Source organism: Hyphomonas sp., from assembly GCF_018402285.1.
Classification (GTDB): Bacteria; Pseudomonadota; Alphaproteobacteria; order Caulobacterales; family Hyphomonadaceae; genus Hyphomonas.
On sequence record NZ_JAGYJH010000003.1, the window covers coordinates 492,367 to 511,006 of the forward strand.

Genomic DNA, 18,640 nt, shown 5'->3' on the forward strand with positions numbered 1-18,640 from the left:
GTTACGCCAATGGTTTGCGCGCCGTCACCAGCATTGCATAGACAGCGAGCGACCCCACCAGCAAGGCCGACGCAATCAGCGGTAGGGCATGGTTTACCTGGTAGAGCCCGGCCCCGATCAAGGGCCCGAAGATGAACCCCGCCGGCGGCGCGGCTGACATCAAGGCAGCCGCCGCCCCTTGCTCCTCGCGGCTGACTGAAAGACTGCCCAGCGCATTGGCCGAGGGAATGGCCAGCGCTGAGCCCGCCCCGATCAGCAGGAACGCCGCGCAGAGAATGGGGAAAGCGTGGAACACATCGGCGGCAATATAGCCGACCGCCACAAGCGCTAGGCCGATCCAGAGAACCTTGCGTGGGTCCGGTTTCATCCGCGAGATATAGCCGAACTGGACCGCGATGGTGGCGACCGCCATGCAGGAAAAGACGATGCCGGTATACAGCACAGCCGTCTGGCCAACAGCCGCCGGATTGTCTCCGGCCAGCTCATACCGGTCCTCTATGAACCAGCCGAGCGTCTGCTGAACCATCCCCACACCGATGAAATAGGAGAGCAGGAATAGGAGGTGCGGGCGCACGCGCGCGTCAAACATCGAGAGCGGTTTGGGGCGCGCCGCATTCCTCGGCCGTTTCACCGTGCGGGGCAGGGTGACGCCCAGAAGGATGCCGATCAGGATACAAAAGACAATCGTTCCCCAGAGCGGTGCGAGCGCCCCGAAGGGTGCGAGCGCGGCGGCGCCCGCCGGCCCGAGGATCGAGCCGATGCTCATGCCCGCGCCGAGCATGCCGAGGCCCGCGGCCCGGTCGTGCGTGGTGGTCGCATCCGTCATCGCCGCCATCGAGGCCGGCTGCAGGCCCGGCGTCAGCAGGCCAAACCACAGCCGGACGAAGATCAGCGTCAGCATCAGCGAGGTGCCGGTGATTACCCCGGCGAGCCCTGCCTCCAACGTGAACAGGAAAGCCATGTTGGTCACGCCCATCGCGATCAGCGAGAACACCATCACTCGCTTGCGGCCCACCCGGTCAGCGATGCGGCCCCAGCGCGGTATCATCACGGCATAGAGCAGGGTGGAGAGGGTGAGGATTGCGGCGACCTCCACCTCGCCGAGGCCTGCCTTGCGGGTCAGCGGGGCGACGACGACGAAATTGATGCTCATGCCCGCGCCCATGGCAATGGTCGCCAGCATCAGCATGCCCCGCTGAAACGGGGTCAGCGGGTGCAGCGGCGTTTCGGTGTCTGCCATGTGATGCAAGTTCCCCGGACCTGTAGTGTCACAAGCTATGTCGCAACCTACCCCTTGCCAAACCCTTTCCTCGGGGCAGGGCGGCCAGGCGGACGTGGCATCCCTGCGCTTGCCTCCGAGGGCGGCGCCCCCTAAGTCTCGGCCCGAAGCAATGCATTCTCACGGAGATGGGTCTGATGGCCGCCATTCTTGACGTCATTCTGGTGATCCTGAACATCATCACCTGGATCATCATCATCCAGGCTGTGCTGTCCTGGCTCCTCATGTTCAATGTCATCAGCCTGAGCAATCCGACCGTGCGGTCGATCTGGTCGGGGCTTGAGCGGCTGACCGAGCCGGTGTACCGCCCGATCCGCAACCTGCTGCCGCAGATGCAGGGGCTCGACATCACGCCGCTGATCGTCCTCCTGATTATCTTTTTCCTGCGCCAGGTCATCGCGCGGTATGGCTATGGTCTGGTGCCGTTCTGATCTGGCCGCATTTGGACGGGACTGGCCGGAAATGGCCGCTGATTGTCCCTGATGCGTCACCGTTTGACCGTCTGTGTCCAGCCCAAGGCGGCTTCTTACAGCCTCGATGGCTGGGCCGCGGATGCGGCCTGGCGGCCTATCCTGAAGCGGCAGGTTCGCGCGCTTCCTGCTGATGTCGCAGCGAATGCGGCCGTCGAAGCCCTTGTGGCAAAAGCGCTCGGCCTGCCGAAGGCTGCCGTCAGGGTGGTGACGGGCGGCAAGAACCACCCTAAAGGGCTCGACATCGAAGGGCCAGAAGCGCTCGCGGCCCGGATCAGCGGATTGGCAGGCGGCAGCGATGACAGCAGTAAAGATTGACGGCACAGCCGTGGCAGCAGATGTGCGATCTGCAGTGGCCACCGCAGTTTCCACGCTTCCAGACCAGCCCTGTCTGGCTGTTGTCCTGGTCGGGGAAGACCCCGCCAGCGAGGTCTATGTCCGCAACAAGGTGAAGATGACGCAGGCTGCTGGCATGGTCTCCATCCACCACCGCCTGCCGGCAACCGCCAGCCAGGGCGAGGTCGAACGCCTCATCGAAAGCCTGAACGCGGACGCAGACGTCGACGGCATCCTCCTGCAACTGCCTTTGCCCAAGGGGTTAGACGCCGACGCGGCCATTGAAAAGATCCATCCGGACAAGGATGTGGATGGGCTGACCGAAGTTTCCGCCGGGCGCCTCAGCCTTGGCAAGCCGGGCTTGCGGCCGTGCACGCCGGCGGGCTCGGTGATCCTCGCCAAGCGGGCGCTGGGCGAGGATCTTTCGGGTAAACATGTGGTCGTGATCGGCCGCTCCATCCTCGTGGGCAAGCCCGCGGCGCTACTGTTTCTGGCGGAGAACTGCACTGTCACCATCGCCCATAGCCGGACGGCAGATCTGGCCAATGTGTGCCGGTCTGCGGACATTCTGGTGCCGGCGGTCGGGCTTCCGGAAATGGTACGCGGCGACTGGTTGAAGCCCGGCGCGGCGATCATTGATGTCGGCATCAACCGCGTGCCCGCGCCTGAGAAGGGCGAGGGCAAGACGAAGCTGGTGGGGGACGCCCATTTTGAGAGCTGCGCGGAAGTGGCCGGATTCATCACGCCGGTGCCGGGCGGGGTGGGGCCGATGACGATTGCCTGCCTCTTGCGCAATACGGTGCTGGCAGCCTGCGCGCGGCGGGGATGGGCGGTTCCGGAGGGCCTGTGAGCCAGAGCCATTCACCGCCAGAGACGCGCCAGTTCAAGGCACTCTGGGACAGGCAGGGCGGCCTGTGCGCGCTTTGCGGGCAGCCCATGCCGCGCCAGCGCTTCGAGGTGGCCCATGCCACGCTCTGGAAGAAACAGCGCCCGAGCTTTGATCACATCCGGGCGAAGGCGCGGGGCGGACCCGATACGCCGGAAAACCTCCAGCTGGCGCATGCCCAATGCAACTGGAAGAAGGGGCGTGGCTGACGGCCCGCCTGCTTCAGGCCGGTTCTGGCCGGTTCAGGCCGAGAGGCTTTCGCTCTGGCTGGGCCCATCCTCTTCGCGGTCGCGGAGCAGGGCGGCGTCAAGCTCGGGGGCATCAATCTCCATGAAGATATGCTTGCCGGATTTGCCGGCAGGGGGATGCAGGATCATCGTTGTACAGACGGTCCGGTAGGCGAGGAAGGAATTGCTGTCCAGGGGCTCTTCTTCTGTCTCGATGGTGTAATTGCCAGCGGGCCATTGCCGCTCGATGCTGTCGAGGCGGAAGGGTTTCCGGAAGTTGACGAGTCGTTTGGAGACGCGGTTGGTCACGGGATCATATCCTTGGCTGGAGCAGGCGGTTTGCAGGCGAACAAACGCGTAAGCCGCCTCCCGCCCGATCGGGCCAGAAGCGGCTCACAGGAGCTCTCAGGCAGGGGAAGTTCCTGAAAGCCTGTTCGAGGGTATGTTACTTCTTGTCAGCGTCGGTGCCAGGCGCGCCCGGCTGCTTTTCCTGCGAACCCGGAGCGTGGCTTGTGCGCTCAGCTTCGGCGGCCTGCTTCTGCTGTTCTGTCATCGGGGCGCCCTTGTTGGGGGCGGTCTGGTTATTCTGATTGTTCTGGTTGTTCGGATTTTTGTGGTCGGCCATGGTCTTGGCTTTCGTTGCCACGGAAAGATTCTTCCGTTGAATATATCTGGCCCTCAAATGATGGATTACATCCGGTGGGAGTAAAACAAATAAAAATTTCAGTAAAATATCCAAACATAACTAGGCAGACGGAATTGTTATTTATTTTTCATCCGCGTTTGTTTTGTAACCCTCAGTATATACCGGGGTGCTGCCTTGTTGCCCGCGCAAAAGCGGAATGGCGGTACATGCTCGCGCGAACTCAGACAAAAAACAGGCCCCTGAGCCATCGGATTCAGGGGCCTGCGCAACATTGAAAAAGCGGGAACTGCATTAAGCGACGCGTTCGACCATCATGTGCTTGATCTTGGCGATGGCCTGGGCGGGATTGAGGCCTTTGGGGCAGACCTGTGTGCAGTTCATGATCGTGTGGCAGCGATAGAGCTTGAAGGGATCTTCCAGATCGTCGAGGCGTTCGCCGGTGGCTTCGTCGCGGCTGTCGATCAGCCAGCGATAGGCCTGAAGCAGCGCGGCGGGGCCGAGATACTTGTCGCCGTTCCACCAGTAGGACGGGCACGACGTGGAGCAGGAGGCGCACAGGATGCACTCATAGAGGCCGTCAAGCTTCGTGCGGTCTTCGGCCGACTGGCGCCATTCCTTTTCCGGCGTGGGCGTGGAGGTTTTGAGGAAAGGCTGCACATAGGCGTGCTGCGCGTAGAAATTGGTCAGGTCCGGAATGAGATCCTTGACCACCGGCTGGTGCGGCAGCGGGGCGATGACAACTTCGCCCGAGGGGAGCTCTTCAAAGCCCTTGGTGCAGGCGATGGTGTTGCGCCCGGCAATGTTCATCGCGCAGGAGCCGCAGACGCCTTCGCGGCAGGAGCGGCGGAAAGCGAGGGTCGGGTCGATGTTGTTCTTGATGTAGATCAGGACGTCGAGGATCATCGTGCCGGCGCGGTCCATATCCACCCAATAGGTGTCCCAGCGCGGATTGCCGCCTTCTTCCGGGCTGAACCGGTAGATGCGGAAGGCGCGCAGATTGGTTGCGCCCTGGGGCTTGGGCCAGGTCTTGCCTTTCTTGACCTTAGAATTCTGGGGAAGGGTCAGCTGTACCATGTCTTCAATTCCCTGAGGGCTGTGCGTGCCGTCTTCTACTCTGTTGTCCTGCGGCGGGCTGTGATTACCGCGCCATCCGTAATGCTAAATCCGAAACCGTACCCACCCTGGCTCATCACTCCCTTTTCCGAATGACCGCTTACGGACGGTAATACCGAAATGACGTCGTAGCCTTCTTCGTGCAGTGTGTTGCAGGCGGTCTCGATCAGGGTGGCCAGTTCGCCGATATCCGCCTGATGCGGATCGTCGACCAGTTTCTTGCCCCGTCCGAGGAGTTTCTTCTCTTCCTTCTTCAGTCTTCCGGCGCGAACCCAAACAGTCTTGTACTGGTTCATCTGGGCACCGCGCCGGTCATGTTCGTTGATTGATCAGTATACCCGCGCTTTTGGCTTGATGTACTCGATCTCGTTGGAGAGCGTGTATTCGTGCACCGGGCGGTAATCGAGCGAGACCTTGCCAGCGTCATCACACCAAGCGAGGGTGTGCTTCATCCATTTCTGGTCGTCGCGGTCTGCGAAGTCTTCACGGGCATGGGCGCCGCGGCTTTCTTCGCGGTTGGCCGCCGAGTTAACCGTCACGGCCGCCTGGCAGATCAGGTTTTCAAACTCGAGGGCTTCGACGAGGTCGGTGTTCCAGACCATGCCGCGATCCTTGACGTCGATACCTGGCAGTTTGGTATAGACGTCCTCGATGGCATCGACGCCTTCCTTCAGCACCGAGCCAGTGCGGAAGACGGCGCAATTGGACTGCATGGCGCGCTGCATTTCGAGGCGGAGCTTGGCAACCGGCTGGTCGCCGGTGGCGTTGCGCATCTTGTCGAGACGGGCGATGTGGCTGTCGGTTGCGTTCTTGGCGAGTTCCGGTTGGCGTGCGCCGGCCTCAGTGGTCGCCCCGCAGCGCAGGCCAGCAGCGCGGCCGAAGACGACCAGGTCGATCAGCGAGTTGGATCCGAGTCGATTTGCGCCGTGTACGGACACACAGGCCGCTTCGCCCACAGCCATCAGGCCGGGCACAACCGCGTCGGGATCGCCGCCCTTCTTGGTGAGGACTTCGCCGTGGAAGTTCGTCGGGATACCGCCCATGTTGTAGTGAACGGTCGGTAGGACCGGGATCGGCTCTTTGGTGACGTCCACGCCAGCGAAGATTTTTGCCGTTTCCGAGATGCCGGGCAGGCGCTCGTGCAGGGTGTCGGGCGAGAGGTGGTCTAGGTGGAGGAAGATGTGGTCTTTCTCCGGGCCGACGCCGCGGCCGTCGCGGATTTCCATGGTCATCGCGCGGGAGACGACATCGCGTGAGGCGAGGTCCTTGGCGGAGGGCGCATAGCGCTCCATGAAGCGTTCGCCTTCCGAGTTGGTCAGATAGCCGCCTTCGCCGCGGGCGCCTTCGGTGATCAGGCAGCCCGAGCCGTAGATGCCGGTAGGGTGGAACTGGACGAACTCCATGTCCTGAAGCGGCAGGCCGGCGCGCAGGACCATGGCATTTCCATCGCCGGTGCAGGTGTGGGCCGAGGTGCAGGAGAAATAGGCGCGGCCATAGCCGCCGGTCGCCAGGATCGTCTTCTGGGCGCGGAAGCGGTGGAGGGTGCCGTCGTCAAGTTTCCAGGCGGTCACGCCGCGGCATACGCCGTCTTCGTCCATGATCAGGTCGAGGGCGAAGTATTCGATGAAGAACTCGGTCTCTTCACGCACGCACTGGCCATAGAGGGTGTGCAGCATGGCGTGGCCGGTACGGTCGGCTGCCGCGCAGGTGCGCTGGACGGGGCCTTCGCCGAAATTGCGGGTCATGCCGCCGAAAGCGCGCTGGTAGATCTTGCCTTCCTCGGTGCGCGAGAAGGGCATGCCCCAATGCTCGAGCTCGTAAACGGCGGCGGGCGCATTGCGCACGAGGTATTCGATCGCGTCCTGGTCACCGAGCCAGTCGGATCCCTTGACGGTGTCGTACATGTGCCACTGCCAGCTGTCCTGGGACATGTTGCCGAGCGAGGCGGCGATGCCGCCCTGAGCCGCGACTGTGTGGGAGCGGGTGGGGAAGACCTTGGTGATGCAGGCCGTGCGCAGGCCCGCCTGGGCGGCGCCGAGTGCTGCGCGGAGACCGGAGCCGCCGGCACCCACAACGACGACGTCGTAGGTATGATCAATCCAGTTATAGCTGCTCATGTTCTTCTATCTCTTTTCGCGTGGCTCAGCCGCCGATCCAGACCTGTACCACCGCCATGGCAACGGCGGCGAACATCGCGATGGCCGCGAACGTGTTCAGGATCAGGAGGGTGGTGCGCATGCCTGTCTTGCTAATGTAGTCTTCGATGATGGTCTGCATACCGAGGCGCATGTGGTAAGATACCGCGCCTGCGGTGAGGATCAGGAGGGCAGCGTTGACCGGGTGGCCGACCCAGGCGAGGGCGCCTTCATAGCCCGAACCGGACGCCTTGATGACGCCGTAGAGGAACCACGGCACCAGCGCGATGAGCGCCAGGGCGGCCACGCGCAGGCGGATATGGTGGGCGGTGCCGGATTTGGCAGAGCCAAGACCGCGGGCGGTCTTGGTGGGGGTGAGGAACTGGCCTTGGGACATCGGGGCCTCCTTCAGAACGCGCTGGCAGCAAACATCAGCGCGGCTGCGCTGAGGATGGCCAGGATGTAGATGGCTGCGGACACATTGCTTGCGACTTTCGGCGAAAAGCCGATGCCGGGGCCGTCCCAGACGAGGTGGCGGATGCCGTTGAACAGGTGGAACATCACCGCGACGGCCCAGAGAAAGAGGATGACCTTGCCGGGGATGGAGGCGAGGACGACGTCCATCGCGCCGTAGGTTTCCGGGCTGATGGCGAGGGCCACGAGCCAGGCGGCGATCAGGAAGGTTCCGAAATAAAGGGCTGCCCCCGTGATCCGGTGGGTGATCGAAGCAAGCATCGTGACGTGGTAGCGCCAGATCTGCAGGTGCGGGGACAAGGGGCGCGCGGCGGCGCGCTGCGGTCCGGACATGGGGTGTTCCTCGCGGGCAATGGGAAGGCTGGCCTCCGCTTCTACGAGCCTCTAGGGTGGTGTCAACGCAGGCAGGAGAGGGAGCGACAAATTGAAACCGGTACTTTGCGCAGTTTTGTTCGCCCTGATCGCCCCGGTTGCCGTAGCGGCGCCCGAAGACCCGCTGGACGCGCTGATTGGGCAGTATGAGACGCATGTGCGCCAGGGCGACCCTGATCAGGCGGGGGAAATGAGCGATGCCGAGCCGGTGGCCTGGCGGGATGTCTCGCCCGGGGCGCTGGCGGCGCGCGCGGCGCGGGCAGAGGCGCTGCTGGCTGAAATCAAGGCAGCTGAAACGGCCCGGACACTGGACCAGGCCATCCTGGCGCGGCTGCTGACCGACGAGATCAACGAATATCGTACTGATTCAGTGCGTATCCCGTTCACTGGGGATTGGGGGTTCCAGGCCGAGCCGGTGTTCGCAGCGATGCGCTACCGGGTGCGGACGGCGGAAGAGGCCGAGGCCTGGATCGCGCGGCTGAATGATGTGCCGCGCTATTTTGCGCAGAACCGGGCAAACATGACGCGCGGGATCGAGTCGGGTTGGACGTCGAATATCGATCCGCTGAACACGGTGCGGGAGCAGATCGCGGCGCAGATCACCGAGGATGTCGCGGCTAGCGAGCTTTACCGGCCACTGGCGGAAATAGGCGAAGGGGTCGATCCAGAGTCCAGATCAAGGCTTCAGGAAAAGGGGTTGGAAGCGGCGGGGCGCGCCATTGCGGCCTATCGCGAGACACTTGCATACATCGATGAGACCTATGCCCCAGCGGCGCGGGTGGGCGCCGGGATTGCCGGGCTGGAAGGCGGGCGCGAGGTCTATGCCGCGCTGGTCGGGACCCATACGGCGGGCGCTGGCTACTCGGCAGAAGAGATCCACGCCATAGGCCTCACCGAAGTGGCGCGCATCCGCGCGGCGATGGAAGCGATCATTGCCGAGACCGGCTTTGAGGGCAGCTTTGCCGATTTCCTCGTCTTCCTGCGCACCGATCCGCAATTCTATGCGCAAACCGATGGTGAATTGATGGCGGCGGCGAAGGAGATTTCCGGCCGGCTCGACGCCATCCTGCCTCTCTATTTCAACCGCCTGCCGCGCCTTGGATATACGGTAGACCCCGTGCCGGCCTCGATCGCGCCGGGTTATACGTCCGGGCGGTATATGTCCGGCGACCCGGCGGAGGGGCGCAAGGGCGCCTATCTGGTCAACACATATGCCCTCGACCAGCGCCCCCTCTATGAATTGCCGGCCCTTTCGGCCCATGAGGCTGTGCCCGGGCACCATCTGCAGATCGCGCTGGCGCAGGAAATGGAAGGCCAGCCCCGGTTCCGGCAGAACTATTACGCCACCGCCTTTGGCGAGGGATGGGGGCTTTATGCTGAATGGATCGCCAGTGAAGCGGGCCTGATGCAGACCCCTTATGAAGAGTTCGGCGCGCTTTCGATGGAAATGTGGCGGGCCTGCCGGCTGGTGTCGGATACCGGGCTGCACTGGTATGGCTGGAGCCGGGAAGAGGCCGAGGCGTGTTTCATTGAAAATACGGCGCTCTCCCCGCTCAACATCCAGACCGAGGTGACCCGGTACATCGGCTGGCCGGGGCAGGCGACGGCCTACAAGATCGGCGAGCTGAAAATCCGGGCGCTGCGGGCCGACGCCGAAGCCGCCCTGGGCAGCGCGTTCGACATCCGCGCGTTCCATGACGTGGTTCTCGGGCAGGGAGCCGTGCCGATGGATGTGCTGGAGATGCAGGTGAAGAACTGGGTTGCGGCGCAGGCCGGGCAGGCCAAGGCGGCGGCGCCTTGAGCCGCCTTTCATTCTCGGGCAGCGCTTGCTCTTTCCGGCCTGCCTCTCCAAATGGGCCGGGTCATGTTTCGCTTCTTTGAACGCCGTATCGATCCGTTTCCGGAAAATCCCGAAGGCGTTCCGCCCAGCGGGCTTTTACCGTTCCTCTGGTTCTATGTCCGCCCGGCTGCGCCCTGGCTGGCTGCGATGGCGTGTTTCACTGCCCTGATTGCGGCCGGGGAAGTGGCGCTGTTCGGCTTCCTGGGCGGGATTGTCGACTGGCTGGCGACCGCCGACCGGCAAGGCTTCTTTGAGCGGGAAGGGGGCACGCTGGCGATCATGGGCGCGGTGCTGCTGATCGGCCTGCCGCTGGCGACGCTGATCCAGGGGCTGATTGTCTATCAGGGCCTGATGGGCAACGTGCCGATGGGCGCGCGCTGGCGGATGCACCGGCAGATGCTGGGCCAGTCCATGGGCTTTTTCGGCAACGAGTTTGCCGGGCGCGTCGCCACCAAGGTGATGCAGACGGCTCTGTCGGTGCGCGAAGTGGTGATGAAGGTGCTGGATGTCTTCGTCTTCATTGCGGTCTATTTCATTTCTGCCTTGTTGCTGGTGGCGTCGGCCGACCCCTGGCTGATGGTGCCGTTCCTTTTCTGGGCGGTCGTGTACGGACTGATCATGCGCTGGTTTGTGCCGCGCCTCGGCAAGGTGGCCGAGTTGCAGGCAGATGCACGCTCGATCATGACCGGCCGGATCGTTGATTCCTATACGAACATCCAGACAGTGAAGCTGTTTGCCCATTCCGGGCGCGAGGAAGACTATGCGCGCGAGTCGATGGATGGGTTCCTGCAGACCGTGTATCGCCAGATGCGGATGGTCACGAGCCTCAATTTCATTGTCTATCTCAACAACTCGCTGCTGGTGTTCCTGATCGCGGCGGGCGGCATCTATTTGTGGATGGGCAATCTGGTCGGCGCGGGCGCGGTGGCGGCAGCGATTGGCCTTGCGCTGCGCATCAAGTCGATGTCGCAGTGGATTATGTGGGAGGTTGCCGGACTCTTCGAGAATATCGGTGTCGTCTATGACGGCATGGCGATGCTGCAAAAGCCGGTGGCAGTGACAGACGCGCCGGGCGCGGTGGACCTGCCGCGCGTTACGGGCGAAGTGGCGTTCGAGAATGTGACCTTCCATTATGGCAAGGGCTCGGGCGTGATCGAGGCCCTCAATTTGGTGATTCGTCCCGGCGAGAAGATCGGGCTTGTCGGACGCTCGGGCGCGGGCAAGACGACACTGACGAGTCTGCTCTTGCGCTTTTACGATGCCGAAAGCGGTCGCATCCTGATCGATGGGCGGGACATCTCGCTGGTCACTCAGGAGACCCTCCGGGCACAGATAGGTATGGTGACGCAGGATACCTCGCTGCTGCACCGCTCCATCCGCGAGAACATCGCCTATGGGCGGCCGGACTCCAGCGATGACGAGATTCGCCTTGCCGCCGAGAAGGCTGAGGCGATGCCTTTCATCGAGAGCCTTGAGGATTCCAAAGGGCGGACCGGCCTTGACGCGCATGTCGGCGAGCGGGGCGTTAAGCTCTCTGGCGGCCAGCGACAGCGGATCGCGATTGCGCGCATCTTCCTGAAGGATGCGCCGATCCTTATCCTTGACGAGGCGACCTCGGCTCTCGATTCTGAAGTTGAAGCGGCAATCCAGGACAACCTCTTTCGCCTGATGGAAGGTAAGACGGTGCTGGCGATTGCGCATCGGCTCTCGACAATTGCCGAGATGGACCGGCTGATCGTTCTCGATCAGGGGCGGGTCGTCGAGCAGGGCACGCATGAGGCACTTGTGGCGGCCGGCGGGCTTTATTCCGAGCTCTGGGCGCGCCAGTCCGGCGGGTTCCTGGTGGAGCCGGAGCCCGTTGATTTTGACAGCAAGGTTTCGGAACCGGCCGAATGAAATTGACGATCATTGAAACGGGGCAGGCGCCCCTGGCGATCCGCGACCGCTTCCCGAGTTATCCGGAAATGTTCCGGGAAATGTTTTCGTCCGTGGACAGCGGGATCTCGATGGAGACGGTTTCTGTCGTGAAGGGCGAGGCATTGCCGGATCCGGCGGCTGCTGGCGCGCTGCTCTATACCGGTTCTCCTGCCGGGGTCTATGACAGTGAGCCGTGGATTGCGCCGCTCATGGCGTTCATTCGCGGCGCTGCGCAGGCCTTGACGCCGCAGGTGGGCATCTGTTTCGGCCACCAGATCATGGCTGAGGCGCTGGGCGGGAAAGTCGTCAAGTCCGAGAAGGGCTGGGGCATCGGCCGGCACACCTACGGTATCGCTGCGACCCCCGGATGGGAGGGCGCGGCGCCTTCCGCAATGAGCATCGCGGTGAGCCATCAGGATCAGGTGGTGGTGAAGCCGGCCTCGGCGGAGATCGTTGCCGCGTCGGCGTTTACCGAATTTGCGGGGCTCAGCTATGCCGGCTTTCCAGCGCTGGGTTTTCAGTGCCATCCGGAATTCAGCACAGAGTTTTCGCAAGCTCTCTATGCTGCGCGCCGGGGGACGAGCCTTACCCCGGAGGCTGCAGATGCGGCGATCGCGTCGCTGGAGGGGGCGTGCGACCGCCGCTTTCTGGCGCAGTGGATTGCCAGCTTCCTGAGGGCTGCCTCAGGAAGCTGAAGCAGGTATTGCATCAGCTGCCGAAACGGTAACGGGCGCCTAAGCTGAGGAGTGTCTGCGTGTTTTCGACGTTAAGCGTGCCGGGGAAGAGATCGTTCTTGAGTTCAACATCATCTGTGGCGCGGTAGGTTGCTTCACCGAAGAATTCGATCTTGTCGCTGAAGGCCCAGGTGGCGCCGCCCTTCAGCTGCCAGGCAAGTTTGCCTTCGCTGTCGTCGATGATGCCGACGCCCGAGGGACGGTAGGTGACTTCGACATCAGAATAGCCAAGACCGGCGCCGACATAGGGACGGATCGGTCCGGCGGCGTTGAAGTCGTAATAGAGGTTGGCGAAGATACTTGTCGACTTGATGTCGCCGCGGCCATCGGCGACGACGGCGCCGACAGTTGCACCCAGTTGGGTATCCGAACCGGTGAGGACGGCAGCGTCGACGCCGTCGATCACTGTGCCAGCGACGTTTACGCCGCTATGGGTGTCGACATCGGCCTTGTTCTGGCTGATCTCGATGCCTGAGCGCAGGGAGTTGCCATAATAGGCGCCGACTTCGCCGGAGAGGGCGTAGCCATTGTCGAATTCGGTTTCCCAGCCATAGAGGGTGCCGGCGGCGATGGCGGTGCCGAAGGGGATTACAGGGGCGCCGTTGCCGGTGGTGAAGGCACCGCTAGTGCCTTTGTTGGAGCTGTCATTCTGCAGGAGGTATCCGGCCGAGGCGGAGGCATACCAATCCTGCGCAGCGGCTGGGGCGGCCAGGGTGGCCGACATCACGGCGAGAAGAGCGATCGCAGAGCAGAGTTTCATGTGTTTCTCCTGATTTTCTTGAGGGGACGGGCGGCCGTGGAAGAGGCGTGCCGCGCGCTTCCGAAGTAGGAGCTAGAATAAAATATCTAGGACTCAATATTTTATTTCTGAACTTTTTGTGAGGTAGGCGCCGCATTTCTCCTTTGCCCCAGAGGCGCGAATTCTGCATGGAGAGGGGCCAGATACCGCGCGGACAAGGCGCCGCGCCAGAAACCCGTTTCACGGAGAGACACAATGCTGCCCAAGCCGCTAGCCGACATTGCCCCCAACACACTCGAATTCGAGATCCTGCCTCTGGTGAAGCCGACGGGTTTCCGGGAATATGATGCGCGTTGGTGGTTCAACGGGATCGGCCATGCGAAGGCGCCCGAGCTCAACCTGACGGGCGTTCAGGCTCTCGGCCTAGGAATGGCGACGCTATTCCACGAGATGGGCGTGAAACCCACGGTAGTTACCGGACATGACTATCGCTCGATCAGCCAGCCGATCAAGAATGCGCTTACCCTGGGCATGATTGCTGGAGGCTGCGAGGTGCTCGATGTGGGCCTCGCGCTTTCGCCGATGGTGTACTGGAGCCAGTTCGAGCTGGACGCGGCCTGCTGCGCGATGGTCACGGCGAGCCATAACGAGAACGGCTGGACCGGCGTGAAGATGGGCGCTAGCCGCCCGCTTACCTTCGGGCCCGACGAGATGGGCCGCCTGAAGGAGATCGTGATGGGCGGGAAGTTCATGACGCGCGAAGGCGGCACCCACCGCCGCGTTGACGGCATCCGCGAGAAATACATCCAGGCGATCGTCGGCGACACGCGGCTGAAGCGGAAGCTGAAGGTGGTGGCTGCCTGCGGGAACGGCACGGCGGGCGCGTTTGCCGGCGACGTGCTACGCGGGCTTGGCGCTGAGGTGATCGAGATGGACTGCAATCTCGACATGACCTTCCCGAAATACAATCCGAACCCGGAAGACCATGAGATGCTCCACGAGATGTCTCTGGCAGCAAAGCAGCACGGTGCGGATGTCGTGCTCGGTTTTGATGGGGACGGTGACCGCTGCGGCGTGGTGGACAATACCGGCGAAGAGATCTTTGCTGACAAGATAGGCCTGATGCTGGCGCGCGACCTGTCGAAGAACTTTGCCAATGCGACCTTCGTGGTCGATGTGAAATCGACCGGTCTCTACAAGACCGACCCGGTGCTGAAGGCGAACGGCGCGACGGTGGATTATTACAAGACCGGCCATTCCTACATCAAGCGCCGTACGAACGAGCTCGGCGCGCTGGCGGGTTTCGAGAAGTCCGGCCACTTCTTCTTCCGCCCGCCCATCGGGCTGGGCTATGATGACGGGCTGATTGCGGCCAAGGCCATCCTTGAAATGCTGGACCGCAATCCCGGTCGTACGATGGCCGACCTCAAGAGCGAACTGGGCATCGCCTATACGTCGCTTACGATGGCGGCCCATTGCGGCGATGAGGTGAAGTATGACGTGGTCGACAAGATGGTGGCCGAATATCAGGCCCTGGATGGAACAATGATCCTTGGCCGGAAGGTCGTGGAAGTGAACACTGTCAATGGCGCACGGGTGACCCTGGAAGATGGTTCTTGGGTGCTGGTACGCGCGTCCTCCAACAAGCCCGAGCTGGTTGTCGTGGTCGAGTCCATGGCGAGCGAGGCGGACATGAAGGATCTCTTCCACAAGGAAGTGAAGCCGCGCCTCGGCAAGCATTCGGAAGTTGGCAAGTACAATCAGGAAATCTGAAAAAGGCGGGTCTCTTCTGCGCTGATTGCGGAAGAGGCCCTGCCGTTTTAGGCCGCCGGCCCGTATTCGCCGATGGCCACATCACCAAGCTCTACGGCGCGCAGCGCAGCAGGGCGTGACTGGACACGATCGAGATAGGCGCTAACCCTTGGCGTTGCCGGAACCGATCCGAACTGGGTGGCCCAGCCGATATGGGAACCGGCGTAAACGTCCAGCGCCGAGAATTTCCCGGCCAGCATATAGCCTGTTTCCGGCACGCGACTCTCGAGCACGTCGAGCGCGCGCCCGAATGTGCCATAACCCGCCATGCGCGACTGTTCAGGGGAGGCATCGACGCCAAGGGCCGTGTTAATGTTGGCCTGTTCCCATGGGCCGGCGGCGAACATCATCCAGCGGTAATAGCTTGCCCGGTCAGGCAGCGGCGGGGCGAGGCCGGCCTCGGGGAAAGCGTCCGCCAGATAGAGGCTGATGGCGCCGCACTCGGTGACGACGCTGCCATTGAGGACGATGGCGGGCACTTTCTGCATGGGATTGATGGTGGCATAGGACGGCGCGCTCATCTCCTCCCCATAGCGCTGGAAGCGCGTTTCATAAGGCGCGCCGATTTCTTACAGCACCCAGCGGATGATGCGGCCGCGCGACATCGGGTTGGTGTAGAAAACCAGTCTCATGACCTCTCCAATCGTTCATGTTTTGATCTGGTCCTCTCCGGCCAGCCACGTCAAGCGCCTTTCCCGCGACGGCAATCTCCTCTTGATTTCGGCGCTCAAAAAATGCACCCCGCGATCATCTGCCTCGCTTTCAGAGTGTTGAGGGAATCCCATGCGTGTTGCGATCATCGGTACGGGCTATGTGGGCCTGGTTTCGGGCGCCTGTTTTGCCGATTTCGGCCATACGGTGACCTGCGTCGACAAGGACGAAGGCAAGATCGAGAAGCTGAAGAATGGCATTATGCCGATCTATGAGCCCGGCCTCGACAATCTTGTGGCCAGCAATGTGAAGGAAGAGCGCCTGTTCTTCACCACCGATGCCAAGGAAGCGATCAAGAACGCCGACGCTGTGTTCATCGCTGTCGGCACGCCGTCCCGCCGGGGCGATGGACATGCCGATCTTTCCTATGTCTATGGCGCGGCCGAAGAGATCGCCCAGCTGATGGACGGGTTCACGGTGGTTGTCACTAAATCGACCGTTCCTGTTGGCACGGGCGATGAGGTGGAAGAGATCATTCGGCGGACACGGCCGGACGCGGACTTTGCGGTTGTCTCCAACCCTGAATTCCTGCGCGAAGGCGCTGCCATCAAGGACTTCAAGATTCCCGACCGCGTGGTTGTCGGCACCGATGACGAGCGCGCCAAGCAGGTCATGAAGGAACTGTACCGGCCGCTCTTCCTCAACGAGACGCCGATCCTTTTCACGACGCGGCGCACCTCCGAGCTGATCAAGTATGCGGCCAATGCCTTCCTGGCTGTGAAGATCACCTTCATCAACGAGATGGCTGACCTTTGCGAGAAGGTGGGCGCGAATGTGCAGGAAGTTTCCCGCGGGATTGGCCTGGATGGCCGCATCGGCGCGAAATTCCTCAATGCCGGCCCCGGCTATGGCGGCTCCTGCTTTCCGAAAGACACGCTCGCCCTGACCAAGACCGCGAACGACTATGGCAGCCCAGTGCGCATCGTCGATACGGTGATCGAAGTGAACGCCGACCGCAAGAAAGCGATGGCCGACAAGGTGATCGCGGCGATGGGCGGGGACGTTTCCGGCAAGACCATCGGTGTGCTCGGCCTCGCCTTCAAGCAGAACACGGACGACATGCGCGACGCGCCCTCGCTCGACATCGTGCCGGCGCTTCAGAAGGCCGGCGCCCGGATCGTGGCATTCGACCCCGAAGCGATGAAGGAGGCCTCCCATCTCCTGAAGGATGTCGAATTTGCGGGCAGCGCCTATGCCGCCGTCGACGGCGCCGATGCCATTGTCATCATCACCGAGTGGGACCAGTTCCGCGCGCTTGACCTCAACCGCATCAAGACGGCCATGAAGGGCAATGTCTTGGTTGACCTGCGCAACATCTATCACCCCGACGATGCGGCCAAGCATGGTTTTGCCTATACCTCCATCGGGCGTCCCGTCTCTTAGTCCCCGTCAGATCGCCCAACAGGAAGTAAGCTCATGAAGTTTTTCGTAGATACTGCCGACACCAAGGACATTGCCGAACTGGCCGCAACCGGTCTGATTGACGGGGTCACCACCAATCCCTCGCTGATCGCCAAGTCGGGCCGTCCGTTTGCGGAGGTTGTCGCCGAAATCTGCGGCCTGACCGATGGCCCGGTGAGCGCCGAAGTCGTTGCTATCGATGCCGAGGGTATGGTCACCGAAGGCCGCAAGCTCGCGAAGATTGCCGAGAATGTTACGGTCAAGTTGCCGCTGACCTGGGATGGCCTCAAGGCCTGCCGGACGCTGGCCGATGACGGCATTCCGGTGAACGTGACGCTCTGCTTCTCGGCCAATCAGGCGCTGCTGGCGGCCAAGGCGGGCGCAGCCTTCATCTCGCCCTTTATCGGGCGCCTGGATGACATCCATATCGACGGCATGGAGCTGATCCAGGAAATCCGCCAGATCTATGACAACTACATGTTCGAGACCGAGATCCTCGCGGCCTCGATCCGGACGGCCAATCATGTGAAGCTCTGCGCGCTCGCCGGAGCGGACGTCATGACAGCGCCACCTTCGGTGATCCGCAGCCTTGTCAGCCATCCGCTGACGGACAAAGGCCTCGAGACATTCCTCGCGGACGCAAAGAAAGCCGGCATCGAGGTCTGATCCCGTCATGGCTGAGGCTGAAGGTCCACGTGGCCGTGTGCTGATCATTGCCGGATCTGATTCCGGGGGTGGTGCCGGGATACAGGCCGACATCAAGGCCGTAACGATGCTGGGCGGCTTTGCAATGACGGCGGTAACCGCGATCACCGTGCAGAACACGCTGGGCGTGCAGGGCGTTTGGCCTGTACCGGTCAACGCAGTGACCGACCAGATGACGGCTGTGCTGACCGATATTGGCGCGGATGCGATCAAGACCGGCATGCTGGGCACTGCGCCGCTCGTCGAGGCGGTGGCCGAGACGCTCGCGCAGAGGGCTTTCGGGCTCGGGCAGGTGATCGATCCGGTGATTATCTCGACATCGGGCCACAGGCTGGTGGATGAAAAAGCCATTGGCGCGATCCGCTCCGAGTTGGTGCCACGCGCGCGGCTGGTTACGCCCAATGCGCCGGAAGCAGAAGTGCTGACGGGCAAGGCTGTAGAGACGCTGGATGGCCAGCGGCGGGCGGCCGAGCGGCTCTTGGAACTGGGCGCACATGGCGCGCTGGTAAAGGGCGGGCACATTCCCGGTGCCGTGATCCATGACGTGCTGCAGACAACGACGGGCGAGTGGATCTTCGAGGGACCCCGCATCGATACTAAAGCGACGCACGGGACAGGATGCACGCTGGCCTCGGCGATTACGGCGCTGCTGGCGCAGGGTGTCAGCCTGCCCGAAGCGATCGAGCGGGCGCGGGAATACCTGTTCGGCGCCATCCAGCATGCGCAAGGGTTTGGCGCAGGCCATCACCCGGTCAACCATGGCTGGGTGCTGAAGGACAAGGATTAGCAGGGCTCAACACCCCCGCAGAAATCTTCATTTTACGCTTCAGGCAGCCCGTGCCA

General features: G+C 62.5%; 21 protein-coding genes. 11 read left to right on the top strand and 10 right to left on the bottom strand.

Annotated elements, in window-relative coordinates; translation table 11 throughout:
• Window position 1: 1 nt before the first annotated feature.
• The gene (locus KG722_RS05050) at window positions 2-1,240 is read right to left on the bottom strand and encodes an MFS transporter (RefSeq protein WP_300998243.1); all 1,239 of its coding nucleotides are present in this window, start codon (window positions 1,238-1,240) and stop codon (window positions 2-4) included.
• 176 nt (window positions 1,241-1,416) lie between these two features.
• Here KG722_RS05050 and KG722_RS05055 point away from each other — a divergent pair, with 176 nt between their 5' ends.
• From KG722_RS05055 to KG722_RS05070, 4 genes are read left to right on the top strand one after another with little or no spacing between them, the layout of a single operon-like run.
• Complete coding sequence (locus tag KG722_RS05055; RefSeq protein WP_213270255.1) at window positions 1,417-1,710, top strand: YggT family protein; 294 nt, start codon at window positions 1,417-1,419, stop codon at window positions 1,708-1,710.
• Between the two features lie 51 nt (window positions 1,711-1,761).
• Window positions 1,762-2,067, top strand: a complete 306-nt coding sequence (locus tag KG722_RS05060; protein WP_213270257.1) for a DUF167 family protein — start codon at window positions 1,762-1,764, stop codon at window positions 2,065-2,067.
• Window positions 2,048-2,935: a bifunctional methylenetetrahydrofolate dehydrogenase/methenyltetrahydrofolate cyclohydrolase FolD gene (gene folD / locus KG722_RS05065; protein WP_213270260.1), complete on the top strand. Its 888-nt coding sequence runs from the start codon at window positions 2,048-2,050 to the stop codon at window positions 2,933-2,935. Before KG722_RS05060 ends, folD begins: the two co-directional genes overlap by 20 nt.
• The gene (locus tag KG722_RS05070; RefSeq protein WP_213270263.1) at window positions 2,932-3,180 is read left to right on the top strand and encodes an HNH endonuclease; all 249 of its coding nucleotides are present in this window, start codon (window positions 2,932-2,934) and stop codon (window positions 3,178-3,180) included. Before folD ends, KG722_RS05070 begins: the two co-directional genes overlap by 4 nt.
• A 33-nt stretch (window positions 3,181-3,213) precedes the next feature.
• Here the strand turns inward: KG722_RS05070 and KG722_RS05075 are convergent, their stop codons facing one another.
• From KG722_RS05075 to sdhC, 7 genes are all read right to left on the bottom strand, one after another.
• Complete coding sequence (locus tag KG722_RS05075; protein WP_213270267.1) at window positions 3,214-3,507, bottom strand: hypothetical protein; 294 nt, start codon at window positions 3,505-3,507, stop codon at window positions 3,214-3,216.
• 136 nt (window positions 3,508-3,643) lie between these two features.
• A complete protein-coding gene (locus tag KG722_RS05080) occupies window positions 3,644-3,844 on the bottom strand; it encodes a hypothetical protein (protein WP_213270270.1) in 201 nt (66 codons plus the stop codon).
• Window positions 3,845-4,135: 291 nt separating this feature from the next.
• The gene (locus KG722_RS05085) at window positions 4,136-4,918 is read right to left on the bottom strand and encodes a succinate dehydrogenase iron-sulfur subunit (RefSeq protein ID WP_213270272.1); all 783 of its coding nucleotides are present in this window, start codon (window positions 4,916-4,918) and stop codon (window positions 4,136-4,138) included.
• Between the two features lie 35 nt (window positions 4,919-4,953).
• Complete coding sequence (locus tag KG722_RS05090) at window positions 4,954-5,253, bottom strand: hypothetical protein (RefSeq protein WP_213270274.1); 300 nt, start codon at window positions 5,251-5,253, stop codon at window positions 4,954-4,956.
• 33 nt (window positions 5,254-5,286) lie between these two features.
• A complete protein-coding gene (gene sdhA / locus KG722_RS05095) occupies window positions 5,287-7,074 on the bottom strand; it encodes a succinate dehydrogenase flavoprotein subunit (RefSeq protein ID WP_213270277.1) in 1,788 nt (595 codons plus the stop codon).
• Between the two features lie 25 nt (window positions 7,075-7,099).
• Window positions 7,100-7,489 carry a succinate dehydrogenase, hydrophobic membrane anchor protein gene (sdhD, locus tag KG722_RS05100; RefSeq protein WP_213270280.1) on the bottom strand — a complete coding sequence of 130 codons (390 nt, stop codon included), beginning with the start codon at window positions 7,487-7,489 and terminating at the stop codon, window positions 7,100-7,102.
• Between the two features lie 11 nt (window positions 7,490-7,500).
• On the bottom strand, window positions 7,501-7,899 hold the full coding sequence (sdhC, locus tag KG722_RS05105; protein WP_213270283.1) for a succinate dehydrogenase, cytochrome b556 subunit: 399 nt from the start codon (window positions 7,897-7,899) through the stop codon (window positions 7,501-7,503).
• 91 nt (window positions 7,900-7,990) lie between these two features.
• On the opposite strand from sdhC, the gene KG722_RS05110 reads away from it, so the two are divergent.
• From KG722_RS05110 to KG722_RS05120, 3 genes are all read left to right on the top strand, one after another.
• Window positions 7,991-9,739 (top strand): DUF885 family protein, encoded by a 1,749-nt coding sequence (locus tag KG722_RS05110; RefSeq protein WP_300998245.1) that lies wholly within the window; start codon window positions 7,991-7,993, stop codon window positions 9,737-9,739.
• Window positions 9,740-9,802: 63 nt separating this feature from the next.
• Window positions 9,803-11,674: an ABC transporter ATP-binding protein gene (locus KG722_RS05115; RefSeq protein WP_213270286.1), complete on the top strand. Its 1,872-nt coding sequence runs from the start codon at window positions 9,803-9,805 to the stop codon at window positions 11,672-11,674.
• On the top strand, window positions 11,671-12,390 hold the full coding sequence (locus KG722_RS05120; protein ID WP_213270288.1) for a glutamine amidotransferase: 720 nt from the start codon (window positions 11,671-11,673) through the stop codon (window positions 12,388-12,390). The genes KG722_RS05115 and KG722_RS05120 overlap by 4 nt, the downstream gene beginning before the upstream one ends.
• Before the next feature lie 13 nt (window positions 12,391-12,403).
• Here KG722_RS05120 and KG722_RS05125 read toward each other — a convergent pair whose 3' ends face one another.
• Window positions 12,404-13,189, bottom strand: coding sequence for an outer membrane beta-barrel protein (locus tag KG722_RS05125; protein WP_213270291.1), 786 nt, complete (start codon window positions 13,187-13,189; stop codon window positions 12,404-12,406).
• Window positions 13,190-13,423: 234 nt separating this feature from the next.
• On the opposite strand from KG722_RS05125, the gene KG722_RS05130 reads away from it, so the two are divergent.
• Complete coding sequence (locus tag KG722_RS05130) at window positions 13,424-14,941, top strand: phosphomannomutase/phosphoglucomutase (RefSeq protein ID WP_213270294.1); 1,518 nt, start codon at window positions 13,424-13,426, stop codon at window positions 14,939-14,941.
• A 47-nt stretch (window positions 14,942-14,988) separates the two neighbouring features.
• Here the strand turns inward: KG722_RS05130 and KG722_RS05135 are convergent, their stop codons facing one another.
• On the bottom strand, window positions 14,989-15,546 hold the full coding sequence (locus KG722_RS05135) for a glutathione S-transferase family protein (RefSeq protein ID WP_366910219.1): 558 nt from the start codon (window positions 15,544-15,546) through the stop codon (window positions 14,989-14,991).
• A gap of 217 nt (window positions 15,547-15,763) precedes the next feature.
• Between KG722_RS05135 and KG722_RS05140 the strand changes: the two genes are divergently transcribed.
• The 3 genes from KG722_RS05140 to thiD are packed head-to-tail and all read left to right on the top strand — an operon-like array spanning window position 15,764 to window position 18,584.
• Entirely contained in the window at window positions 15,764-17,074 is a 1,311-nt protein-coding gene (locus KG722_RS05140) for a UDP-glucose/GDP-mannose dehydrogenase family protein (RefSeq protein WP_213270300.1), read from the top strand.
• A 33-nt stretch (window positions 17,075-17,107) separates the two neighbouring features.
• On the top strand, window positions 17,108-17,758 hold the full coding sequence (gene fsa / locus KG722_RS05145) for a fructose-6-phosphate aldolase (protein WP_213270303.1): 651 nt from the start codon (window positions 17,108-17,110) through the stop codon (window positions 17,756-17,758).
• A 7-nt stretch (window positions 17,759-17,765) separates the two neighbouring features.
• Window positions 17,766-18,584, top strand: coding sequence for a bifunctional hydroxymethylpyrimidine kinase/phosphomethylpyrimidine kinase (gene thiD, locus KG722_RS05150; RefSeq protein WP_213270306.1), 819 nt, complete (start codon window positions 17,766-17,768; stop codon window positions 18,582-18,584).
• Window positions 18,585-18,640: the final 56 nt, after the last annotated feature.